Source organism: Spirosoma harenae, from assembly GCF_054776975.1.
In genome coordinates, this window is record NZ_BAAHBD010000014.1 from 1 (window position 1) to 20,414 (window position 20,414).

The following is a 20,414-nucleotide window of genomic DNA, read 5'->3' on the forward strand; positions in this document are numbered from 1 at the left end:
TTTGGCTAATATAACATCGGACTTACCCAGGCTGGTGGCTCAAATCACAGAGGAATAACTGTTTTTTTGAGTATTTTTCAAACCTGTTCAAACGTACTATATAAATCAATTAGTCCATTGCCCATGAAAACGTCAATCAGTATCTCGGCTGAAAACCGGGAAGTTGTTGCCCATCAACTAGCCATACTACTGGCTGATGCATTTTTCCTCTATACCAAAACGCTAAATGCGCATTGGAATCTGGAAGGCATGGACTTTCATTCGGTTCATCAAGACGTCAAAGACCTCTATCCCAGGCTCTTATAACCAGCACTGATCATGACGTAAAATTGGCGAACGACCAGTCTAGTAGTCAACATCGATAAGACTAACGCAATATGCTTTATGGATGAACGCGATGTAGAAAGGGGGTAAAATAGCTGGAAATACAGCTGCCTCGCTCCCATTTTTACAAAATCCTCCTAGTAAACGACATATCGCTATTTCGGGCTTTTTAACGATATATCGTCGTTTTTTTATTAAGATAAATAAGGCTAATCGTCTAAAATTCAATCACTTACAAACTTGGCACAAGTTTTGAAAACTTATACAACAGAGTTCGTGAGTATCTAATTAAGATCAAAATAACTGCGGGTCTGGTGCTTGACTATACGTCGAGCCTTCTGCCTAACCCCGTGAAGAGTAGCCGAAACAAAGTAGCTTTTATTGACGTGTCATTAAACTATATACCGAAATGCTACCTCAGGAAGTCAATAGCCTAGTTGTTCAGCTGACTAAATACTCCGTTAAGCCAGGCTATCAAAATCAGATGCAACAGGCGCTGAGTGCATATGTTCTCCAGGCGCTGAAAATTGAAGGCAATGTAATGGCCGAAGCTTATGCTGAAATTGACTCCCCCACCGTCCTTTGGTTGATTGAGCGGTGGGAAAATCAGCAACCGTTTGCCACGCTTCAAGAAAGCATTCAGACCAAAGAAATCGATACGGTGACCAAAGAGGGGTTGACAGCCCCCATTGAAAAGTTTTCGGTGACAGATCTGGAACCCCTCTCCAAACAGGCCTGGCGCAGAGAACCCAACGCCAATGACGACCCGATGACGGTGATGCTGTTTGTCGATGCTAAACCCGGAACACAGGAGGAATTCAAGAAACGATACCACTCAGCGATGCCTGCCATCCGTAGCGAAGCCGGCGTAATCACTTATCAACTTACCCAACTGAATGGAGCCGATACCCGATTTCTTACGTACGAGAAATTCCGCAACGCTGAGGCTCTTCAAACTCACCTAAAGTTTCCACCAGTCGGACCAATTCTTGATTTTCTCCACACGTCCATTACAAATCCGCCCTTCGAGAAGGGGCTACATAAGTTGAAGCTGTTGATGCCTACCAACCAGGAGTAGCGTTTCTAGCTTTTTATATACCGTACCTATTTACATTTTCCCCATAAAGTCAGTAGAACGAAGCGTTGCTTTTAGCGTATCATTTTCTAATCAATTCATATATGGTTACTCAACAAAATAATACCCATGAACTGGATGTTCTGCAACAACTAAGTAGCGCCCCGGTAGTAGCGACCATGCCTCCTGCCCATCTGCTCACCGCTCCGGGAAACGAAGCGTTACGCCAGTTTTTCTTCGATCCTATTGACAATGATCAGCAATTGGCTGACAAAAAAATCGCCGTCATTGCCGCTGATGGTTTTGAAGAAATTGAGCTACTTGGGCCAGTGTGGTACTTTCGTGCGCTGGGTGCTCAGGTGGATATTGTGGGACCGAAGGCCAATCCTGCACCGGCCCGTTTCGGGCTTACCATGCCGGCTATGGCTCAGGACCACATCATGGCCATCCAATACCTGCAACCCGTGGGCTGGGTTAAAGTGGATCGGCGCGCTGATGAGATTCAGGTAGCTGATTACGACGCCATTTTCATTCCCGGAGGAGCGTGGAACCCCGACAACCTGCGCCATGACAAGGACGTTATCGCGTTTATTCAGGCATTCAATCAGTCGGGCAAGTTAGTGGCGGCTATCTGCCACGCGCCGGTAGTGCTGGCTACGGCCGACATGCTGAAGGGCAGGAAATTGACGGCCTACTGGAATATTCATACCGACCTTATTAACGCTGGTGGGCAAGTACTGGATCAACCTGTGGTGATCGACGATAACCTGATCACCAGCCGCCACCCAATTGATGTAGCCGATTTCTCCCGTGCCGTCGCTGAGTGGTTAACTGAAAACAAGAACGCGAAGTGAGCTTAGCCCGGTACGTTGCCACCATGCGGCAATGTACCGGGCATCCTTTATTTCCTATTATTAATTTATCCATGTTCCTACCGCTATGACATCTAAATGGTCTCCGGGCAGCAGCTCACGGCGAACTTTTATTAAGCACACCACTGGCTTGGTCGGACTAACGCTGGCACCCATGAATCAGGCTGAACCCACAGCGCCCGGTCCCTCTGTTGTGCAGGGCGCTACTGAACTGTCTTTACGCATCAACGGGCGAGTGTACTCGCTACGTGCCGAGCCTCGCACGACGTTGCTGGATGCGCTACGTGAGTATCTGCACCTGACGGGTACCAAAAAAGGCTGTGACCACGGCCAGTGCGGAGCCTGTACCGTCCATGTAGATGGCGATCGCATTACCTCCTGCCTCACGCTGGCGATTATGCAGCAGGGAAAAGCGATCACAACCATCGAAGGGTTGGCGAAGGGCGATGACAGTGCGACTGCCCGGTTACATCCCATGCAGGAGGCTTTTCTTAAGCATGATGGTTTTCAGTGTGGGTATTGCACGCCCGGACAGATCATGAGCGCCGTAGCCTGTGTACGGGAAGGCCACGCTACGTCCGACGATCAGTGTCGGGAGTGGATGAGCGGAAATATTTGCCGATGTGGCGCTTATGCCAACATTTTAGCTGCCATACGCGAAGTTGCCTCCATTCAGTAATTAATAAGCCTTGCTCAATCCTGGCGTTCCAGCCCGTTGTGTGTCACCTATCTTCTGATTCGCTATAAGTCACCTCTTAATCGAGTTACCTATGAATGATTTTCATTACGCAAAGGCTAGTACGGCCCAGGAAGCTGCTCAGCTGATGAACGATCAGCCACAGGCCGTATATGTGGCTGGCGCAACGACGCTGCTCGATTTGATGAAGGCCAATCTGGCGGCTCCACCTTTGTTAGTCGACATCAACCCACTACCGTTTAAAGGCATTGAGCAAACTAGGGACGGGCTGCGCATTGGAGCAATGGAACGCATGAATGCCGTAGGTGAAAACCCGCTTGTCTTACAACAGTTCCCAGCCGTGTCGCAGTCGTTATTGTTAGCAGCCTCGGCACAATTGCGTAATATGGCCAGCATCGGCGGCAACCTGTTGCAACGCACTCGCTGCGGTTATTTCCGTGACGGTGCTTTTCCCTGCAACAAACGCCAGCCAGGCTCCGGCTGCCCTGCCCTCACCGGCGACAACCACAACATGGCCATTCTAGGCACTAGTGAAAGCTGCATAACCACCAGCTACCCTGGCGACTTAGCCGTGGCGCTGGTGGCTTTCGATGCCGTACTGATTCTGCAAAATCAAACCGGCAAACAGCGTCGTGTGCCCATCAACGAGTTCTATCTGCTGCCCGGCAATACACCGCATCGGGAAAATATACTGGAAGCGGGTGAATTAATTATTGCCGTACTCATTCCGGCCGCCAACCATGCCCAACATTCAACCTACCTGAAAGTGCGCGAACGTACTAGTTATGCGTACGCTCTGGCATCGGCGGCTGTGGGTCTCGATATACAGAATGGTATTATTCGCTCGGCTCGGGTGGCGCTGGGTGGAGTTGGGGCACAGCCCTGGCGCAGTCCAGCAGCCGAACAAGTGCTTACGGGAGCCCCGGCTAAGCTAGCTACGTTTCAAAAGGCTGCTGCTGCTGCGCTCAAGACAGCCAAACCTCGTAGCGAAAATGCATTCAAAGTGGATCTAGCTCAAAACACACTGGTACGTGCCCTGCAAACCGTAGCGAACGCCTAGGTGAATCTTGACCTGGGCCACCTTTCTACCTTTTTACTTCTTAAGACGTATGGATCTACTTGAAAATCCCACATTTGCTGATCAGCAGTCCTCCTCAGACGTCATAGGAAAGCCACTGGTTCGTGTCGATGGTCGGGCCAAAGTGATGGGGGCCGCCACGTATTCGGCTGAGTACAACCAGATACCGGGCTTAGTCCATGCCGTGATCAAAACCAGCGACGTTGCGAAAGGCCGAATCACCGGTTTTGACGACAGCGAAGCCAAACGGATGACAGGCGTACTGGGTATCATGACTCATCTAAATATGCCACCGCTGGCGCAGACGCCGGCTACTCCGGAAGGCAAAAAGAAGATTGCGCTGGCCATGCAGATGAGCTTCACCCCATTGACCTCTGACCAGATTTTTTACGCTGGACAGCCAGTGGCTATTGTAATTGCCGATACGTTGGAGCACGCTCAGCACGCTGCTGCGTTGCTAAAAGTATCCGTTGTTGCCGAACAGCCAGTAGCTTCTTACCAGGATGCCAGGGCTAAACTGTTTGCGCCCAACGATGGGGCGGCCGCTCAGGTACCGACTAAGCGGGGGGATGCTCAGTCGGCATTTTCCAAGGCTCCTGTGAAACTGACGATTACCTGTCAGCACCCTACCAACCACCACAATCCTATGGAACCCGGCGCTACTATTGCCCATTGGGAAGCCGCTGACCGGGTAACCGTTTATGACACCACGCAGGCGATAGCCTCGACGCACAAGGCCCTGTCCGTTATGTTGGGGCTTCCATCTGACAATGTACGGGTTATCAATAAATTTCTCGGCGGGGGTTTCGGCTGCAAACTCACGATGTGGCCACACACGGTACTGACGGCGCTGGCCGCCAAATTCATAGGCCGTCCGGTGAAGCTGGTGCTGACGCGTCCGCAGATGTTTACCAGCATGGGCCACCGCGAAGACCAGGAGCAGACACTACACGTGGGTGCGACCAAAGAAGGTAAGCTGCTGGCCCTGCTCCACGAAAAAACCTCGACGACCTCGCCCTGGGACAACTACGCTGAAATGAACAGCAAGGTCATCAACATGCTCTACGCCTGCCCGAATTTTGACGCTTCGGTGAAGCTGGCCAGGGCTAACGTCATGACGTCCACCTACATGCGCGGCCCCGGTGAAGCCCCTGGCTCATTTGCCATGGAGTGCGCCATGGATGATTTAGCCTATCAGGTGGGGCTGGACCCCATTGCCATCCGACTATTGAACCACGCTGACAAAGATCCGGGTACCGGCAAGCCCTGGAGCAGTAAAAGCCTGAAACAGTGTTACGAGCGGGGTGCTGACTTATTCGGATGGAGTAAGCGAAACCCGAAAAACGGAGCCACCCGCAAAGGAAACCACTTAGTTGGCTGGGGCATGGCTTCAGGCTCCTACCCAGTACACGACGCGCAGGGCAACGCCCGCGTACGACTGTATGCCGACGGACACGCCCTGGTACAAGCTGGTGCTACTGATTTGGGTACAGGGACCTATACCATCATCACCCAGGTAGCAGCCGACTCACTGGGTCTAGCCCCCGAAAATGTACACTTCGAGTTGGGCGATAGTGCGTTACCCACCACGGCCATGTCGGGCGGGTCGCGGGCTGCGGGCACGGTATCGTCCTCGGTGTTTCTGGCCGCACAGGACGTGTGGCAAAAACTCATCAAAGTGGCCATTGCTGACCAACATTCACCCGTGTATAAAGCGAAGCCAGCCGATGTGGACGTTGTGAAAGGTCGGCTTCAACTGAAAACAGATGCGACTAAAGGAGAAGCCTTTACTACGTTAATGCAGCGCATCGGTCTGGACGACGTAGAGGGAATCGCCACAGGTCATTATGGGAGCAGCTATGAGTCGCCGGAAGCCACACTGAACACCCCCAATGCCAAGAAGGACGACGCAGCTGGTCACTCGATGCATTCCTTCAGCGCCCATTTCTGCGAGGTACAGGTAGATGTCGATCTGGGGACTGTACACGTAACGCGCTGGGTGAGTGTAGTAGCAGCCGGGCGCATTCTTAATTCCCGGACGGCCCGTTCGCAAGTTATGGGAGGCAGTATCTTTGGCATTGGTGCGGCCTTGATGGAGGGCACTGTGCGTGACCCACACCTGGCCCGCTATACCAACGCCAGTCTGGCGGATTACCATGTATGTGTCAATGCGGATATCCCCGAGATGACCGTAGCATTCGTTGACGAAGAGGACCGCTACGTCAACGCTATGGGTGTAAAAGGTCTGGGTGAAGTATCCATCGTTGGAACCAGTGCGGCTGTCAGCAATGCCATTTTCCACGCCATCGGTCACCGGCTAACCTCACTGCCCATTACGCCGGACAAGGTATTAAAAGCGCTTCGAAAAACGCGGTAAGTCTCTGCGTTACGTCGATCCTATTCCGAACGGGTTTAGTTCAATGCCAACAACGCGGTATGAATCAGTTTTCAACGGACAAAGTACCTCGATTACGAACTACAGATCCGCCGGGTCCACGCATACCTACCCGAATAGAGTTGCTGACCGACCTGGCGTTTGTGGTAATGCTTGGGCATCTGGTCAAGCGCATGCTCGCTGAACCCACCGTAGAAACTTTAGGGTATATCCTGTTACTACTGGTACCCGTATGGTGGTTATGGTTTGGATTGACGTTTTACGCGAACAGATTCAGCGTGGACGATGATCCGGTAGAGTTTCTATTCACATCGGTGGAGTTATTGGGGTTGTTAGTTATGGCAGCAAGCATAGGGACTGCCCTACTCAGCCATCAGACAACCGTACTTTTTATAGGCACGTACGCTGGATTACGCGTCATACTATTGCTTAAATACATTCGTGCCCGGTATTACGTACCCGTTGCGCGGCCTTTTATCTTCCATATACAGGTCGGCGTCTGCCTGGGGCTTGCGTGCTGGGTAGGAGCTGGTCTGGTGCAAACGCCAGAGAGCTACTATTTGTGGGTACTGGCTTCGGTCATTGAGATACTTACTCCCCTGGTAGCGGGAGGGTTAAGTTTGCAAAGACGTTTTCCACCTGATGCCCGCCATCTGCCTGGCCGAGTGGCCACATTCACAACCTTAGTGGTTGCGCAAATTGCATCTGGTATTGTGCTGGAGTTACATGAGACAGGTATTCGTTTCGATAGCGTTAACCGGGCACTGCTGGCGGGAGTAACCTTGCTGGGAATCTGGGCGTCCTATTTTGATTATGTTTATTATACCCCGGTGCGAGCCCTAAGTGAACATCAACGCACCGGACCGTTCTGGGCCTGGATTTACCTCCATCTGCCCCTCACCCTGCTTCTGCTAGTAAGCGGAGTAGGCCTTGCACTAGCCGTTCACCCAAAACCCGGCTTGACCCTTTCTAACTGGTTGATTGGGTGCGGAGTGGGTGGCAGCTATATCATTACAGGACTTCTGTCCATGGTTAATCAGTGGGCCAGGGAGCAACTTCAGTCCGGAGCCAGGCAGAAAATGGTCATTCGGCTACTAATGGGAACCATACTGGTGTTGTCTGCACCCTGGATCTCCCTCCTGTTTTTACTGGTGCTTTGTGCATTGACCAGCTCGGCAATCATTCTTACGGACCAGTTAGGCTCTTTGGTTCCAGTCGACAATCCCCCCACGATTGCCTCCCGTTTCGCCAGTAGCTCTTCTGAGCAGGGAGCAAAAACTCCCTTTGAGTTCGCTGCTCAGAATGATGACAAATAAGCCGAAATTACAAGGCGCTTAGTGGTTTGTTTCACCGGGCACCTCCGGGTAACCGGGTTCATCCAGAAATTGGGCCGACACACTATCACCCAGGTGCTTCCAGTCCTGGAGTATCCAAACCACCTTTTTGTCGGGCGTTATTTCGATAGCCTGCGGTATACTAGCATCACAAAAGCGGGTAAACAGTACGGTATTGCCATTAGCTAATCGTTCGCAGGTCTGCGTGGCGGTTATTTTGCCGGCGTTGGGGGCTAGCTTATTGAGTTGCTCTTGAATGTCAGCAATAGAAGCCTGCCAGACAATCTTACCCGCCTTGTTTATCTCTACTGAAGTCGTGGCATTTTCCCGTTGAAACAGGTAATTGCCATTTTTAAGCGGAACTCCGCCCCACATAGAGCCCGGATCGTGCGTCCAGATTAGGTTGAAATTTTTGTCATATTCATAAAACGTGTGGGTACCCAGGGTAGCAGCCAAATAAGTACCCTTACTGGTCATACGAAATCGTCTACACTGACCGTGAGGCCCCTTCCCTAATTCCTTAAGCTCTTTTTCTACCTCGAATTTTCCAGTGACTTTGTTGTATAATTTGACCTGAGCTACATCGCTTTGATTCTGGAGAAAAAGGACTTTATCAACGCCTATAGGCTGGCACGTATGAATTTCGGTACCTTTTGGACTATCATAGCGCCACACAATTTCTTTCTTCGGGGTTATTTCCTCAATGTATTTCATGTGCGCGTGGAGGATATTTCCATTCGACAGCATCCAGATTTCATCATCTTCCCAATCGTTTTCCGTGTCGTAGTGCCAGGCTAATTTCCCGCCGATTACCAGGCAGATACGTCGGTGATTTTCGCCAATGTAGATAAAATTGTGTCGGCCCAATTGCCCCCCAATTAAGTCAGGCACAACGGTTACGTCTGCGCATTTTGGCGTGGGGGACGATTCGTGGGGCCCCCTCTCCGGAATGCCGGGGTCGGTAAATAGGTGAAGTATGTTACGTAGTGGATATTGGGCTTTCATTTTAGTCTCAATACGAAGCCCGTCGCCAGCTGAAATGGTACGTTTTACCGTAAAGAAGTTGTCACGGGAAAATGTTAATGCCTTGTCTTTAAGTGCATTCCACTTTTTTATCGGGATTTCGAGCGTAAAAACGCCCTTGGCGTCAGATCGCGTGGTGACACCAGCTGCCGAAACACTGACCGAGTCGATCAGCATCCCGTTCACCGCATCCGAAACGACCCCCGTAAATACTATTTTACGGCTGTCTTTAGATCCCTGCGCTTGGCTTGTAGTAGTGAACATCGGCCCGATCAGGATAGCCAGGAAAAGTAGCCAAACCGTGTTACCTGAGCAGGTATCAGAAGAAAAACAACCAATACAATGCTTCATAAATCGATGCGGTATGTACGAGGGAGTGATGAAATGGACGGTACGTTTCACTTTGCAAACGATACAGGATAAAGAACACATCTCTAACTAGCTAATGACGTTACGTCAACGAAGCCGCAACGTCAGCTTTTCTAACCATTTCAATAAGCATCATCGTTTACGCAACGTATCCATTGTTTTTTACTATACCCATTGAATTAGATATTAACAGGATAAGAAGTAGCCCTTTTCTTCCACCTGAACTTTAGAATCGGTCCTTTTCTTATTTCGAATTTTCGTTTTCGGTCTGCTTCTTCGAGACCGACTTCTCAACCTTTGCAGGTGCGCCCGTTGGTGTCTGGGTGGTAAGAAATATATACGACAATTGCCCTAGAAGAAATAGAATCAGACTTACAGTAGTATTTAGGTACGATACCGCCAAAGCCACGAAAAAGAACCCAACCTGAATAATCATTCTTTTTTTTACTATAGACACGATGCGATTATCGAGTTTCGGGTCGATCAGGCGATGGTTATGTGTGGCATACCACCACTGGGCATAAAAAGCCAGGAGGACGGCAATTAAATTACTACCATATACTAAAACGGAAAATTTACTCAACTTTTTTTCACTGAGCAAGGCCGCCGAAAAAGGAATGAGCGAAACAAACATGAGCAGGATTATATTGAGCCATAGATGCATACGGTTTGTATGCTTTATGAAATAAAATTGCGAGTGATGCCCCGTCCAATAAATACCCAGGATGAGAAAGCTGACGATGTAGGGAAAAATCTTGGCGAGTATTGGCTGAAACTGCTCCCAAAATTCTTGTCCCTGACCGGCCGATTCCTTCACATCCAGGACTAGTAGCGTCATAGCTATGCCAAATACGCCGTCGGTAAGCGCTTTAATTCGATCCGTTTTAAATCCTTTTTCTCGGTCGTCTGATTGGCTCATTTGTTCTTAAGGTAGGTAGCGTTCAGGTTTTCATTCCGTATTAAACCATGCTTGAGTAAATCCAGCGTTTAAACGTTGTCAGAATATCTTATTTTTAACGGAGTAACACGTAAAAATCCTACCAAATAACTAAGTGCCTTATTTACAGAAATTTACTAATTTTTAGGATTCAGATTATTACGATATATCGTGATAATCCGAGAAACTATCATGATATATCAGGATTACCCAGCAAAGGGAATACTGCTGACTTTAAAGTTAGCCCTAAACTATTGTCAACTCTTTGCAAATCAGTAGCTTTATATTAATTTTTGCTATCAAGTCCAAGCCTGAATTCAATAGCACTCAACAGTATTATGCTCATTATATGCCCTGTGTTTTCATTACTGATTACTACGAGGTGGCTTCCGCTCTTGATAGTAATCGGGTGTTTAGTGCCAGAATATGGTCGTTGTCAGTTTTATCCGCCCCTCCCGATTGTTTCGGAAAACAAGTTGGCTTCGTTAACGAGTCTTATTCAGGACCCATCTACTTCGTTTACCAGTCGTAATCAGGCTTTAATCGATCTGGCGAATTTGTACTATAACAAACCGCGAAAACGCTACAAAGACCTGGATAGAGCCGTCGATTACGTACGCAGGGTCGACGTAACGAATGGCTTGCCCCAGCAAATAAAGCAGCAGGCCACTTTTCTACTAACGCTCGTAGCGATAGATAGAAAAGACCTTAACCGAGCCGAAAAGCTGCTTGAGCATCTCGATAGTCGCTTCAAAATGGATTTACAGTTGCGGTTAGCGTATGCCTACTGTGAAGCTGACAACGATATAAAAACCGATGACTGGCCCAAAGCAATTAACCTTGCTAATCAAGCAATTGACTTAAGTATACAACTGCGGGACGTCACCCGTGAGCTACTGGGTTGTCAACTTATTGCCTTGGTTCATGCGAAACAGCTACATCCTAATGCGGAAAAAGAACTTCTCAACGTTGCTGAGCGCTTAAAAAAATCAGGAATACCCTATTACCCCAGTACGTATGCGGCATTGAGTGAATATAATTATTACATAGGTGATCAGTCACGGGCACTTTTTTATTCGTTAGAAGCGATCAAATCAATGGCCGTCACAAAGAATTACAGTAGGGCAGGGGACATTTATACGAACCACGCTATAATGTGTACGGACAATGACGATCATGTCAAGGCCATGTTTTATATCCAGCTTGCTATCAAACACTATTCACAACGAGCAGGTCGGTATAACTTGTCTGACCCCCTATTCCTCTTTAATACTGAATACATTTACGGTAAGACTAGCAACTATAAAGACGATTTAAGGAGAATCAAAAAGCTGCTTGCCAGTGCATCTCCTCAAACAATCTCAGACCATATCTATCATAACGTGATTATGGGGTGCATTTACCGCCGTATGAAAAAATATAAAACGTGTGAGATTTATTACAAACGAGCTTATGCAATCAGTAAAAAACACAGCCTGCATCTCTACCGAACTACAGCAAGCCTGGGCCAACTTTATACCGATTCCAAACAGTTTGCCAAGGCAAGGCCGCTCCTGTACAAAGTGCTTCAATTTTCGGAAACGCTGCACGACAACAGCGTCAATAGACACCTGCATTACATGACCTTTTTAACCGATTCAGCAACAGGTCATTATCAGGAAGCAATCAAACAATTGAGTCTTGCGAGCAGCATGAGTTATTTTAATCTGACTCGTTCCAGGGAAAGCGAGGTGCAACGCCTTCGTATCGCTTTCGAAGCGCAGCAAAAAGAGGATGAAATTAAAATTAAAAACCAGAATATTAAGCTGTTAGGCCAGAATGCAAAGATTCAGGAAGAACGGATTCGCATCGCAAACCTGAACACAGTAATTGCCAGTATCGTGGTACTGTTTCTATTCATTATCTCAGCGTTGCTTTTTTCCAAGTACCGACAGAATAGACGCAATAGCCGTGCAATTGAATATAAAAATTCAATTATCACCGATAAAAACCAATTGTTAGAGCATCTGCTCAACGAGAAAGAATGGTTGTTGAAAGAGGTTCATCACCGGGTTAAAAATAATCTGCATACTATTTTCTGCCTGCTTGAAAGTCAGGGAGCGTTCCTTGACAATGATGCATTAAAGGCCCTAAAAACGAGTCAACACAGGATTTATGCCATGTCCTTGATCCATCAAAAGCTGTATCAGTCGGCTGATATCACAACGATTGATATGAAGAGCTATTTAGCTGAATTCCTCCTTTTTCTTGCTGAAAGTTTTGACCTCTCGGACCGCGTCAGGATTGTACAGGAAATAGATTCTGTAAAGATGCCAGGCACGCAAGCGGTTCCTCTTGCTCTGATCATCAATGAAAGTGTCACGAACGCTTTTAAACATGCATTTCCGGGTAACCTTCACGGAATTATACGTGTAAAACTTCAACAGCAGGCCGATACGTTAGTATTGACGGTTGAAGACGATGGTATTGGCTGGAATGAGGGCGTATATAACCATCAAAACTCATTGGGTATTCAACTCATGAAAGGGTTAAGCGAAGATCTGGGCGCACAAATTCATTTTGACTATCAGGACGGAACCAGAATTTCGCTTATCATGAATTATAAGCTTACAGAGGAAGAAAAAATCAGCAATAAGTTATTTGTATGATTGATTCTTCTATAACAAGCATTTATACAACACAGCATATTGTTGAGTTGCCAGAATAAAAATCATTTTAAAGTGCTCAACTATTGCTTGGTGAAGTCAACGCTTATTATAAATTTGAAATCCAGCCAAGCCCTTTTTATCTCAAAAAGCCAGAAACCGTTCAGAGAAAGGGGGATCAAGGGCAATACTTGTGGAGAGCGTTGTATTTATCTAGGTTTGTGGGGATCTGTATGACCATCATCTACGCTTGTCAATGCTTTTTTTAAAGGAACCTGGCAAAGCTAAAATTCAGCTGACGAACACCAGCTCCAAGATGGTGCATGAGTTTTTAATAATGCAACCTGCGGTCCACTACTACAGGGAAATCCGGGATACTTTTCTGTCCAATCTGGACGAGTATATGTGGCTTTTTGCCAGTTCATTTAGTTCTGTTCATGCAACCAGGTAGGAGTTGCGATTGCTACAGATTCGAAACATTTTAATTAAACCTGTAAAGGTCATTTCTGAAACGGACAGCCTTAGGCCCACTTAATCATAACTCTGCCTTTGTTTTACAATTCATGAGTGTAATTACCTATCTTTCGGTAAGTCTTGCTCAGCTATGCCAACTGCTTGTCGATTCATTAGTTGCTGGTTTTTGCTTACGATTATAGGATGCATAGCTGGTCGACAGTCGGTACTGGCGCAGCTTATGCCTCGTCTTATCCAGACATTCACGAGTAAGTCGGGCATCAATTTTACCGGAAACGGGATTAGCCGGGATCAAACTCAACTGCTCTGGTTTGCCACTGACGATGGTATTGTAACCTACGATGGTCGCCGGTTTCGGGTACTTCACGATCCGCTTCGTCGAAAGAATGATGATTTCCTTCAGGCAGTTTCCTCGGTCGACGGCAAAGTTTGGCTTAATCCAGGCTATAGTCGATCACTGGCTTATGTTGATACAAAACGACAGCAAATTATTCGAATACCCGATTCAGCCAGGGTCGTACGAGACTATTTGGTAAAATATACCATGGATTGCCTTTTTCCAGACTCCCATGGTGTACTCTGGATCGGACTCATGGAAAACGGTATGATTCGGGTTGACCCCAATACGCTAGCAGTCGAGCATGTATTTACCGAAAATGTACGGGTATGGGACATTAATGAAACGGCTGATGGGAGACTCTGGCTGGCGACCGCTCATGGACTTTATGCCTATCATCCAATTACAAAACAGGTAAGGGTATTCCGAAACGACCCACTCAATACAAACTCAATCAGCAGTAACGATGTCAGAAACGTTCACGTCCGTCGAAATGGGCAACTTATGATTGGGATGCCCGATGTGCTTGATATCTTCGATCCAGTAAAGGAACAATTTCAGCGATTTCCTCTGGTTAAACATTATGTTGATCGCAGCTTGGGGCCTTATTCTTTTTCAACGGATCGGCAAGGAAACGATTATTTCTGCACCTGGTATGCGGCTTACCGGTATAATGACCGCGATGGCCTGCAACGGCTTGAATTCCCCTATTACGGCGACCGCTTCGACTGGATATTTGCTGACCATATGAATCACTTGTGGACTGGCAGCCCCAATGAACTCAATCTTTATAGCCTGAACGAGATCCAACCAGTGCCACCTATAAGTCTCGTAGATGTAAAAATAAACGGAACCCGCTTGAATGAAAAGGCTGAAAATCACCGGTTAACGCGAGATTCTTTGGGAAGGGTTTCGCTAACCATACTGGAAAACGAATCCCTTGAAATACACTATACCCTTTCGAATAAACGACAACGGAATCGCTCCCGCCATAAATTAGTCCCTTACAGTGAGGATTGGCTAACTCGGGAAGAGCAATCCACATTGGTGAGTTACCAGCTTCCACCGGGTCACTACACCTTTTGGGTAAGCCCAAGTCGGAATAATGGTACCTGGAATGATCCAATCAGGGTGATGGATATCGATGTAAAACCGTTGTTTTACAATATCTGGTGGGTTCGTTTAGCCGCCGTTCTTTTTGTGGTTGGTGGGGGCTACTTTCTCATTCATACGTACCTCCGAAGGCAGCGAATACAGCGAGAATTAATGATCGAGAAACTGGAAGCAACCAACCTGCGAAAACTCGATGAATTGAAGAGCCAGTTCTTTGCTAATGTCACCCATGAATTTCGGACACCCCTGACATTGATCCTGCACGCGGCCGAACAATTAGCCACCCGATCAACCGATACCTGGGGAAAGGAACGGCTCAATACCATCAAGCGAAACGCCGACCAGCTCACTCGGCTCATTATTGAGATGCTCGACATTTCCCGGATGGATGCCCATAAGCTGGAAATTCACACCAAAGTAGGTGATCCAATCGCGTTTATCAACGAGCAGGTTCAGGGATTTGCCGAGATGGCTGTCAAAAAAAACATTAACCTGTCGATTTCTTCATCAACTGAATCAGCGTCTACCGAACAGATGTATCTTTTCGATGATGATAAACTTGGCAAGATTACTTACAACCTGGTTTCGAACGCATTAAAATTCACTCCAGAAGGAGGTAGGGTATTCGTTTCCTGTGAAGTAATGGGCAACTCGCAGCTCAAGCTGGTTGTGCAGGATACAGGTATTGGGATAGCCGCCGATCAGCTATTACGGATATTCGAACGGTTTTATCAGGCAGATAACTCGCTTACGCGTCAGTACGAAGGTACGGGTATTGGATTGGCGTATGTGAAAGAACTTACTGAGCTCATGGGTGGGCAGGTTGCCGTAGAAAGTACCGTGGGCAAAGGCAGCACGTTTACGGTTCAATTACCCATCAAATCCGTTGCAGATAGTTCAGTTGAAACCCTTCTTGCGGAACATCTCTCAGAGACTCTATTAGGCCAACCAGACTTCACTGATTCTGTGGCAATGGATGCGCCATCGGATAAGCCAATTATCCTTGTTGTGGAAGACAATAAAGAACTTCGTACGTACGTAGCTGATCATCTCCGTTCAAATTACCAGGTGATCGAAGCCGTTGATGGTCAGGAGGGAGTGGCCCAGGCTTTAGCGGTTATTCCTGATTTGATTTTAAGCGATGTTATGATGCCTAAACTGGATGGTTACGAGCTGATCAGCACGTTAAAAAATGACGATCGGACCAGTCATATTCCTATTATTATCTTATCCGCGAAAGCATCGTTTGAAAGTAAGATGAGCGGCCTAACGATTGGAGCAGACGATTACCTGAGCAAACCGTTTGAGCTTTCTGAACTAACCACTCGTATTCACAACATCCTTGCACTGCGTCGGCGCTGGCACCAGTACCTAACCCGTAATACCTCACAAAGTGATAGTCAGCCCTCGTTAGCGGCTAGTAGTCCCCTGCCAGACAAGGAGAAACAATTTATAGAACGGCTCCGGCAACTTGTTTTAGACCGCCTGACCGAAGAGGTTGACGTCGATACACTCGTTACGCATTCGCGGATGAGTCGCGCTCAGCTTCACCGCAAACTGACGGCCTTGACCAACCTAAGTACAACCGGATTTATTAACAGCGTACGACTGGAAAAAGCCTGCGAACTACTTCAGTCCGAAAATTTGACCGTTGCAGAAGTTGCCTATCGGGTTGGGTATAGTTCCCCCCCTTACTTTTCAAAAGTATTTAGTGAGCATTTTGGCTATCCTCCAGGCTCACTTAAAATCTAGTCGATACCACATTTATGGGTACTATCCATTTCGGTTTTCTTGCGTTCAAAGAGTGGGTTTAATGCCTATTTACAGGCTTTTTTCCGTTATTCTGCGGCAGAAAAAGCGAAAATGAAACAATAGCATACGAATTGAAACAATAGTGTAAGAAAATAACAAGGGCTTATGTGAAGATTTGAGTACTCAAAATCAACCATTATTTAGTTCGTATTTCGACGTATTGGGTAAGGTTGATGGGTATACTTCCTCTAGCCCATGAAACACGTTTACACTTTTCTTTATCTGGGATGTTTTCTTTTCTGGGTATCCTATAGCTACGGGCAAAATCTGGACCCGAATGCCTATAAAGTAGGAGATAAAAAGCTGAAGGTGGCGGGCGGACTATCGGCCAACATGGTGTATACGTCCAACCAATCAGCGAATCTTCCGGCTGTCAGCTATTTCTTAAGCGGCAATATTAATCTAACCTATAAGACATTTAGTTTGCCCTTCAGTTTCAACTATTCCAATCGCACCTTTACCTACAGCCAGCCTTTCTCCTTCAATTTCGTCACATTTCGGCCGACTTACAAATGGATTTCGGCCGAAATCGGGACTTGCTTTATGACCTTTTCGCCCTACTCTTTAAATGGGCATCAGTTTCAGGGCGCTGGTGTCACCCTCACGCCAAACCGATGGACTATCAGCCTGATGTATGGCCGATTGCTGAAAGCCACGGAAGGTGATCCGTTAGCACCGGCTCCTATATCGCCCACCTACCGACGGATGGGCATGGGCGTGAAAGCGCAATATCGGACGGATGTTTACGCGGTGGGACTCACCTTATTTAATGCGTCGGACAATCCGGCTTCCTTACCAAATCTGACCGATAGCCAGCGACCGCAACCCAAAGAAAACCTGGTGATGGGCCTGGATTTTAGCACCACGCTGTTCAAACGACTGCAACTCAGTGGTGAGTACAATTCCAGTTCGCTGAATGCCGATAAGAATCAGATCAGTGAGGAAAGCATCAGCCGGAAATCATTGTCGGGTATGTTCTTCCGGCGCGGGGCAGATGTGCAGTCGTACAATAGCTACCGATTTGGATTGAATTACAACCTGGGCCAATCGGGAGGCATTATCGGCCTCGATTACCAGCGCGTTGATCCTGATTACGTCACGTTGGGGGGATACTATTTCGTCAATGATCTCGAAAACATATCCGTCCGCTACAACCAGGCCTTTTTTGCCGGGAAAGTCAATTTTTCGGGAAGCCTGGGCCTTCAGCGCGACGACATTGCGGAGAAAAAATCATCGAGCCAGCGGAGGGTAGTCGGGATGGCGAATGTAAACGCTAACCTGAGCCAACGACTGAATATCGGGTTCAACTTTTCAAGCTATACGTCTTATTCGTACATCCGAACGGCTTTCGACAACATTCGGCGATTGAATCCCTTCGAGCAGTTGGATACGCTGAATTACCGGCAGATCAATCAGAATCTTTCGACCAATATCAATTACGCGATTGCCAGTACAGAAACCGCCGTTCATAACCTCAACCTGAACGCATCCTGGATGCAATCGGTGGGTAAACAGGGCGATATCGTCCGAATTGGGCAGGAATCCGGATTTATTAATTCATCGCTGCTGTACAATTACGTTCAGCCCAAGTTGTCGCAAAGTTTCGGGGTTGGACTAAACGGGAGTTACAATAGCATCGGTACGCAAAAATCAGTGTCAATCGGTCCGCTGGTCAATATCCAGAAATCGTTTTTAACGAATAAGCTAATAACCAGCAGTTCACTGGCTTATATCTATTCAACCGATCAGGCATACGATACGCAGACGGGTGCTTTTAACCTGCGGGCCAGTGCCGTTTACAAAGTGGATAAAATGAATAGCTTCTCAGGTAATCTTGGATTCACGCAGCTGTCCGGCATCGGCCTGAGCGCCCAAAGCTATGTTTCTCTGACGGTTGGTTATGTCAATCGTTTTTAACGCTTTACGCTGATGCGAAACGTGCGTTTCATAGTCTTTATAGTCGTACTTCTGTCGCTACTACAGGAAGGAAGGGCGCAGCATTTTCCTGTGCAGGCTACGTTTTACTCCAAACCTCCCTATCCGATCAAACTGTCGGATTATGCGAATCCGTTGGGGCAAAATCTCAGCCTGAAAGTTATTCTGCGCGACCTGAACCTGGGTCCCACGCAGGTCTATTTCAAATTCTCAATTACCAGCAATCGGGCTAGTTTCAGCAATCGTCCGCAACCAGGCAACGTGCCCATGTTTACCCTGACTCCCGGCATCGTACAGACGTTTACGCAGGCTGACTTTGGGCGTTACTTTACCTGGGAAAACCTAGGCATTTCACCAACCGTATATAGTCAACCGTTAGGAGAAGACATTTACAATTTTTCGGTCGAAATACTGGATGTGCTGACCAATAAATCGCTGTCGGGCGCAGTGACGCTACCTCCGGTTTGGCTGGTTGTCAACGACCCTCCCATATTGAGTTTACCAGCAAATCAGGGGTTCGTAAAAACACAGAATCCGCAGAATACCATTTTTCAATGGCTTCCCCGCCATAGGCAAGCCAATGCAGTTGAGTATGATTTTGTGTTAACCGAATTACTTGTACCAGCCAACTACAACGGCAACTTGCAAAATCTCTTCCTGTCTCAGCCACCCTATTATCAAGCCACTACGACCAATACAACAATCCTATTTGGGCCAGCTATGCCCCCTTTGATTCCCGGACGAACTTATGGTTTTCGGGTTCGGGCGAGGGCGAAAATGGGCTTTGAGGACGTCGGTATTTTCAGGAATGACGGATACAGCGAAATTTTCATCTTTACCTATGGCGAAAAAAATCGTGCTCCTACCATTACGTCTGCCAAGTGGGATTGGGACGGAAAAGCTGTCGTAACCTGGTCGGGAATTGATCAGCAAATTCGATATGATCTGCAATACGCCCAACAGCCGACTATTCAGTCAACGGGCTATCTTTCTACTATACTTAATTCGCTTACTAACCCTATATCCATTCTATATGGCCTTCAAAACCCGGATCTGACGAAGATTGGGAATAACACCTATTCATCGAAACTTGCCATTGATAATCAGAAAGCCTACAATTTTCGGGTAGGCGGCATGACCGATCTGGCAGCAGACCAGACCTTGTATTCTGATCGGGTAATTCTACAAAAGTTTAACTGGTCATCTATAGCAATTGCTGGTGTTTCGCGGGATAACAACGATTATCTGGCCCTATTAACGGGCAAAAGCCGGAAGAAAAATCCGACTCCGCTGGTAGCTACCTGCCAGAATCCGATCGTCAATCCAACCGATCAAACCAAGAACACGATTGCCATTGGCGATACGCTGCATGTTGGAGGAACCGATGTGCGGGTCATCACAACGGAATATGCGCAGGCTGCTATTAAAACAACGGGAGGAGGTAATACCAGCATCAAACTGTATTTCTCCGAAAATTTTCAGATCAATCAATATAATGAAGTGATTTCCGGCTATTTAACCAGCGAACCTACCGGCATGCAAATCTCACTTCTGGCGGCTGGTGCGGGTAATTCAGGCGATGTTGCCGACCAATCGATCAGGAAACTCGGCATTCAGATCGATTCACTGAAGACGGTTGCCAATAAGATTTACGACGACTGTAAATACAATGTACAGAATCGGATTGGCAACATACTTCGGGTTAATTATCAGATGGCAGGTTTTAAATATAAGCTGGTTGATAAGCAGACTGCGATAACGACTTGCCTGAATGCAATCAATGAGAAATTATCAACCGAAACGAACGCACAGAAGAAGCAGGATTTACAGAAACTGCGAACCCAGTTGCAGGCACAGGCCGTGGAGAATCAGCGTAATCTGACGAATCTGACGGCTTACCTGAGTAAATACCTCGATTTTGGCACCGACGCGGTTTCGGTACTGCTCCCGAAATTATTCATGCTATAACAAGCTAATTATCAGCATAAAAATTA

General features: G+C 47.4%; 13 protein-coding genes. 11 read left to right on the forward strand and 2 right to left on the reverse strand.

All coding sequences use genetic code 11. The features are described from left to right. The first annotated feature begins 123 nt into the window (after positions 1-123). The 7 genes from ACYVE4_RS19735 (at position 124) to ACYVE4_RS19765 (ending at position 7,757) form a co-directional block, all read left to right on the forward strand. Positions 124-306, forward strand: coding sequence for a hypothetical protein (locus ACYVE4_RS19735; RefSeq protein WP_461041933.1), 183 nt, complete (start codon positions 124-126; stop codon positions 304-306). Positions 307-733: 427 nt separating this feature from the next. Further along, positions 734-1,402, forward strand: coding sequence for an antibiotic biosynthesis monooxygenase (locus ACYVE4_RS19740; protein ID WP_461041934.1), 669 nt, complete (start codon positions 734-736; stop codon positions 1,400-1,402). A 101-nt stretch (positions 1,403-1,503) separates the two neighbouring features. Then, on the forward strand, positions 1,504-2,253 hold the full coding sequence (locus ACYVE4_RS19745; protein WP_461041935.1) for a DJ-1/PfpI/YhbO family deglycase/protease: 750 nt from the start codon (positions 1,504-1,506) through the stop codon (positions 2,251-2,253). Between the two features lie 85 nt (positions 2,254-2,338). Beyond that, positions 2,339-2,950: a (2Fe-2S)-binding protein gene (locus ACYVE4_RS19750; RefSeq protein ID WP_461041936.1), complete on the forward strand. Its 612-nt coding sequence runs from the start codon at positions 2,339-2,341 to the stop codon at positions 2,948-2,950. A gap of 91 nt (positions 2,951-3,041) precedes the next feature. Beyond that, positions 3,042-4,028 (forward strand): FAD binding domain-containing protein, encoded by a 987-nt coding sequence (locus ACYVE4_RS19755; RefSeq protein WP_461041937.1) that lies wholly within the window; start codon positions 3,042-3,044, stop codon positions 4,026-4,028. A 49-nt stretch (positions 4,029-4,077) separates the two neighbouring features. Continuing rightward, entirely contained in the window at positions 4,078-6,423 is a 2,346-nt protein-coding gene (locus tag ACYVE4_RS19760; RefSeq protein ID WP_461041939.1) for a xanthine dehydrogenase family protein molybdopterin-binding subunit, read from the forward strand. Between the two features lie 59 nt (positions 6,424-6,482). Next, on the forward strand, positions 6,483-7,757 hold the full coding sequence (locus ACYVE4_RS19765) for a low temperature requirement protein A (RefSeq protein WP_461041941.1): 1,275 nt from the start codon (positions 6,483-6,485) through the stop codon (positions 7,755-7,757). Between the two features lie 18 nt (positions 7,758-7,775). On the opposite strand, the gene ACYVE4_RS19770 is transcribed toward ACYVE4_RS19765, so the two are convergent. Both ACYVE4_RS19770 and ACYVE4_RS19775 read right to left on the reverse strand, forming a co-directional pair. Continuing rightward, entirely contained in the window at positions 7,776-9,149 is a 1,374-nt protein-coding gene (locus tag ACYVE4_RS19770; protein ID WP_461041942.1) for a hypothetical protein, read from the reverse strand. A 262-nt stretch (positions 9,150-9,411) separates the two neighbouring features. Then, positions 9,412-10,086 carry a TMEM175 family protein gene (locus ACYVE4_RS19775; protein ID WP_461041944.1) on the reverse strand — a complete coding sequence of 225 codons (675 nt, stop codon included), beginning with the start codon at positions 10,084-10,086 and terminating at the stop codon, positions 9,412-9,414. A gap of 773 nt (positions 10,087-10,859) precedes the next feature. On the opposite strand from ACYVE4_RS19775, the gene ACYVE4_RS19780 reads away from it, so the two are divergent. From ACYVE4_RS19780 to ACYVE4_RS19795, 4 genes are all read left to right on the forward strand, one after another. Further along, positions 10,860-12,752, forward strand: a complete 1,893-nt coding sequence (locus tag ACYVE4_RS19780; protein ID WP_461041945.1) for a histidine kinase dimerization/phosphoacceptor domain -containing protein — start codon at positions 10,860-10,862, stop codon at positions 12,750-12,752. Between the two features lie 601 nt (positions 12,753-13,353). Then, positions 13,354-16,425: an ATP-binding protein gene (locus ACYVE4_RS19785; protein WP_461041946.1), complete on the forward strand. Its 3,072-nt coding sequence runs from the start codon at positions 13,354-13,356 to the stop codon at positions 16,423-16,425. Positions 16,426-16,680: 255 nt separating this feature from the next. Then, complete coding sequence (locus ACYVE4_RS19790; protein ID WP_461041947.1) at positions 16,681-18,402, forward strand: hypothetical protein; 1,722 nt, start codon at positions 16,681-16,683, stop codon at positions 18,400-18,402. Positions 18,403-18,414: 12 nt separating this feature from the next. Further along, the gene (locus tag ACYVE4_RS19795; RefSeq protein WP_461041948.1) at positions 18,415-20,388 is read left to right on the forward strand and encodes a hypothetical protein; all 1,974 of its coding nucleotides are present in this window, start codon (positions 18,415-18,417) and stop codon (positions 20,386-20,388) included. The last annotated feature ends 26 nt before the right edge of the window (positions 20,389-20,414 follow it).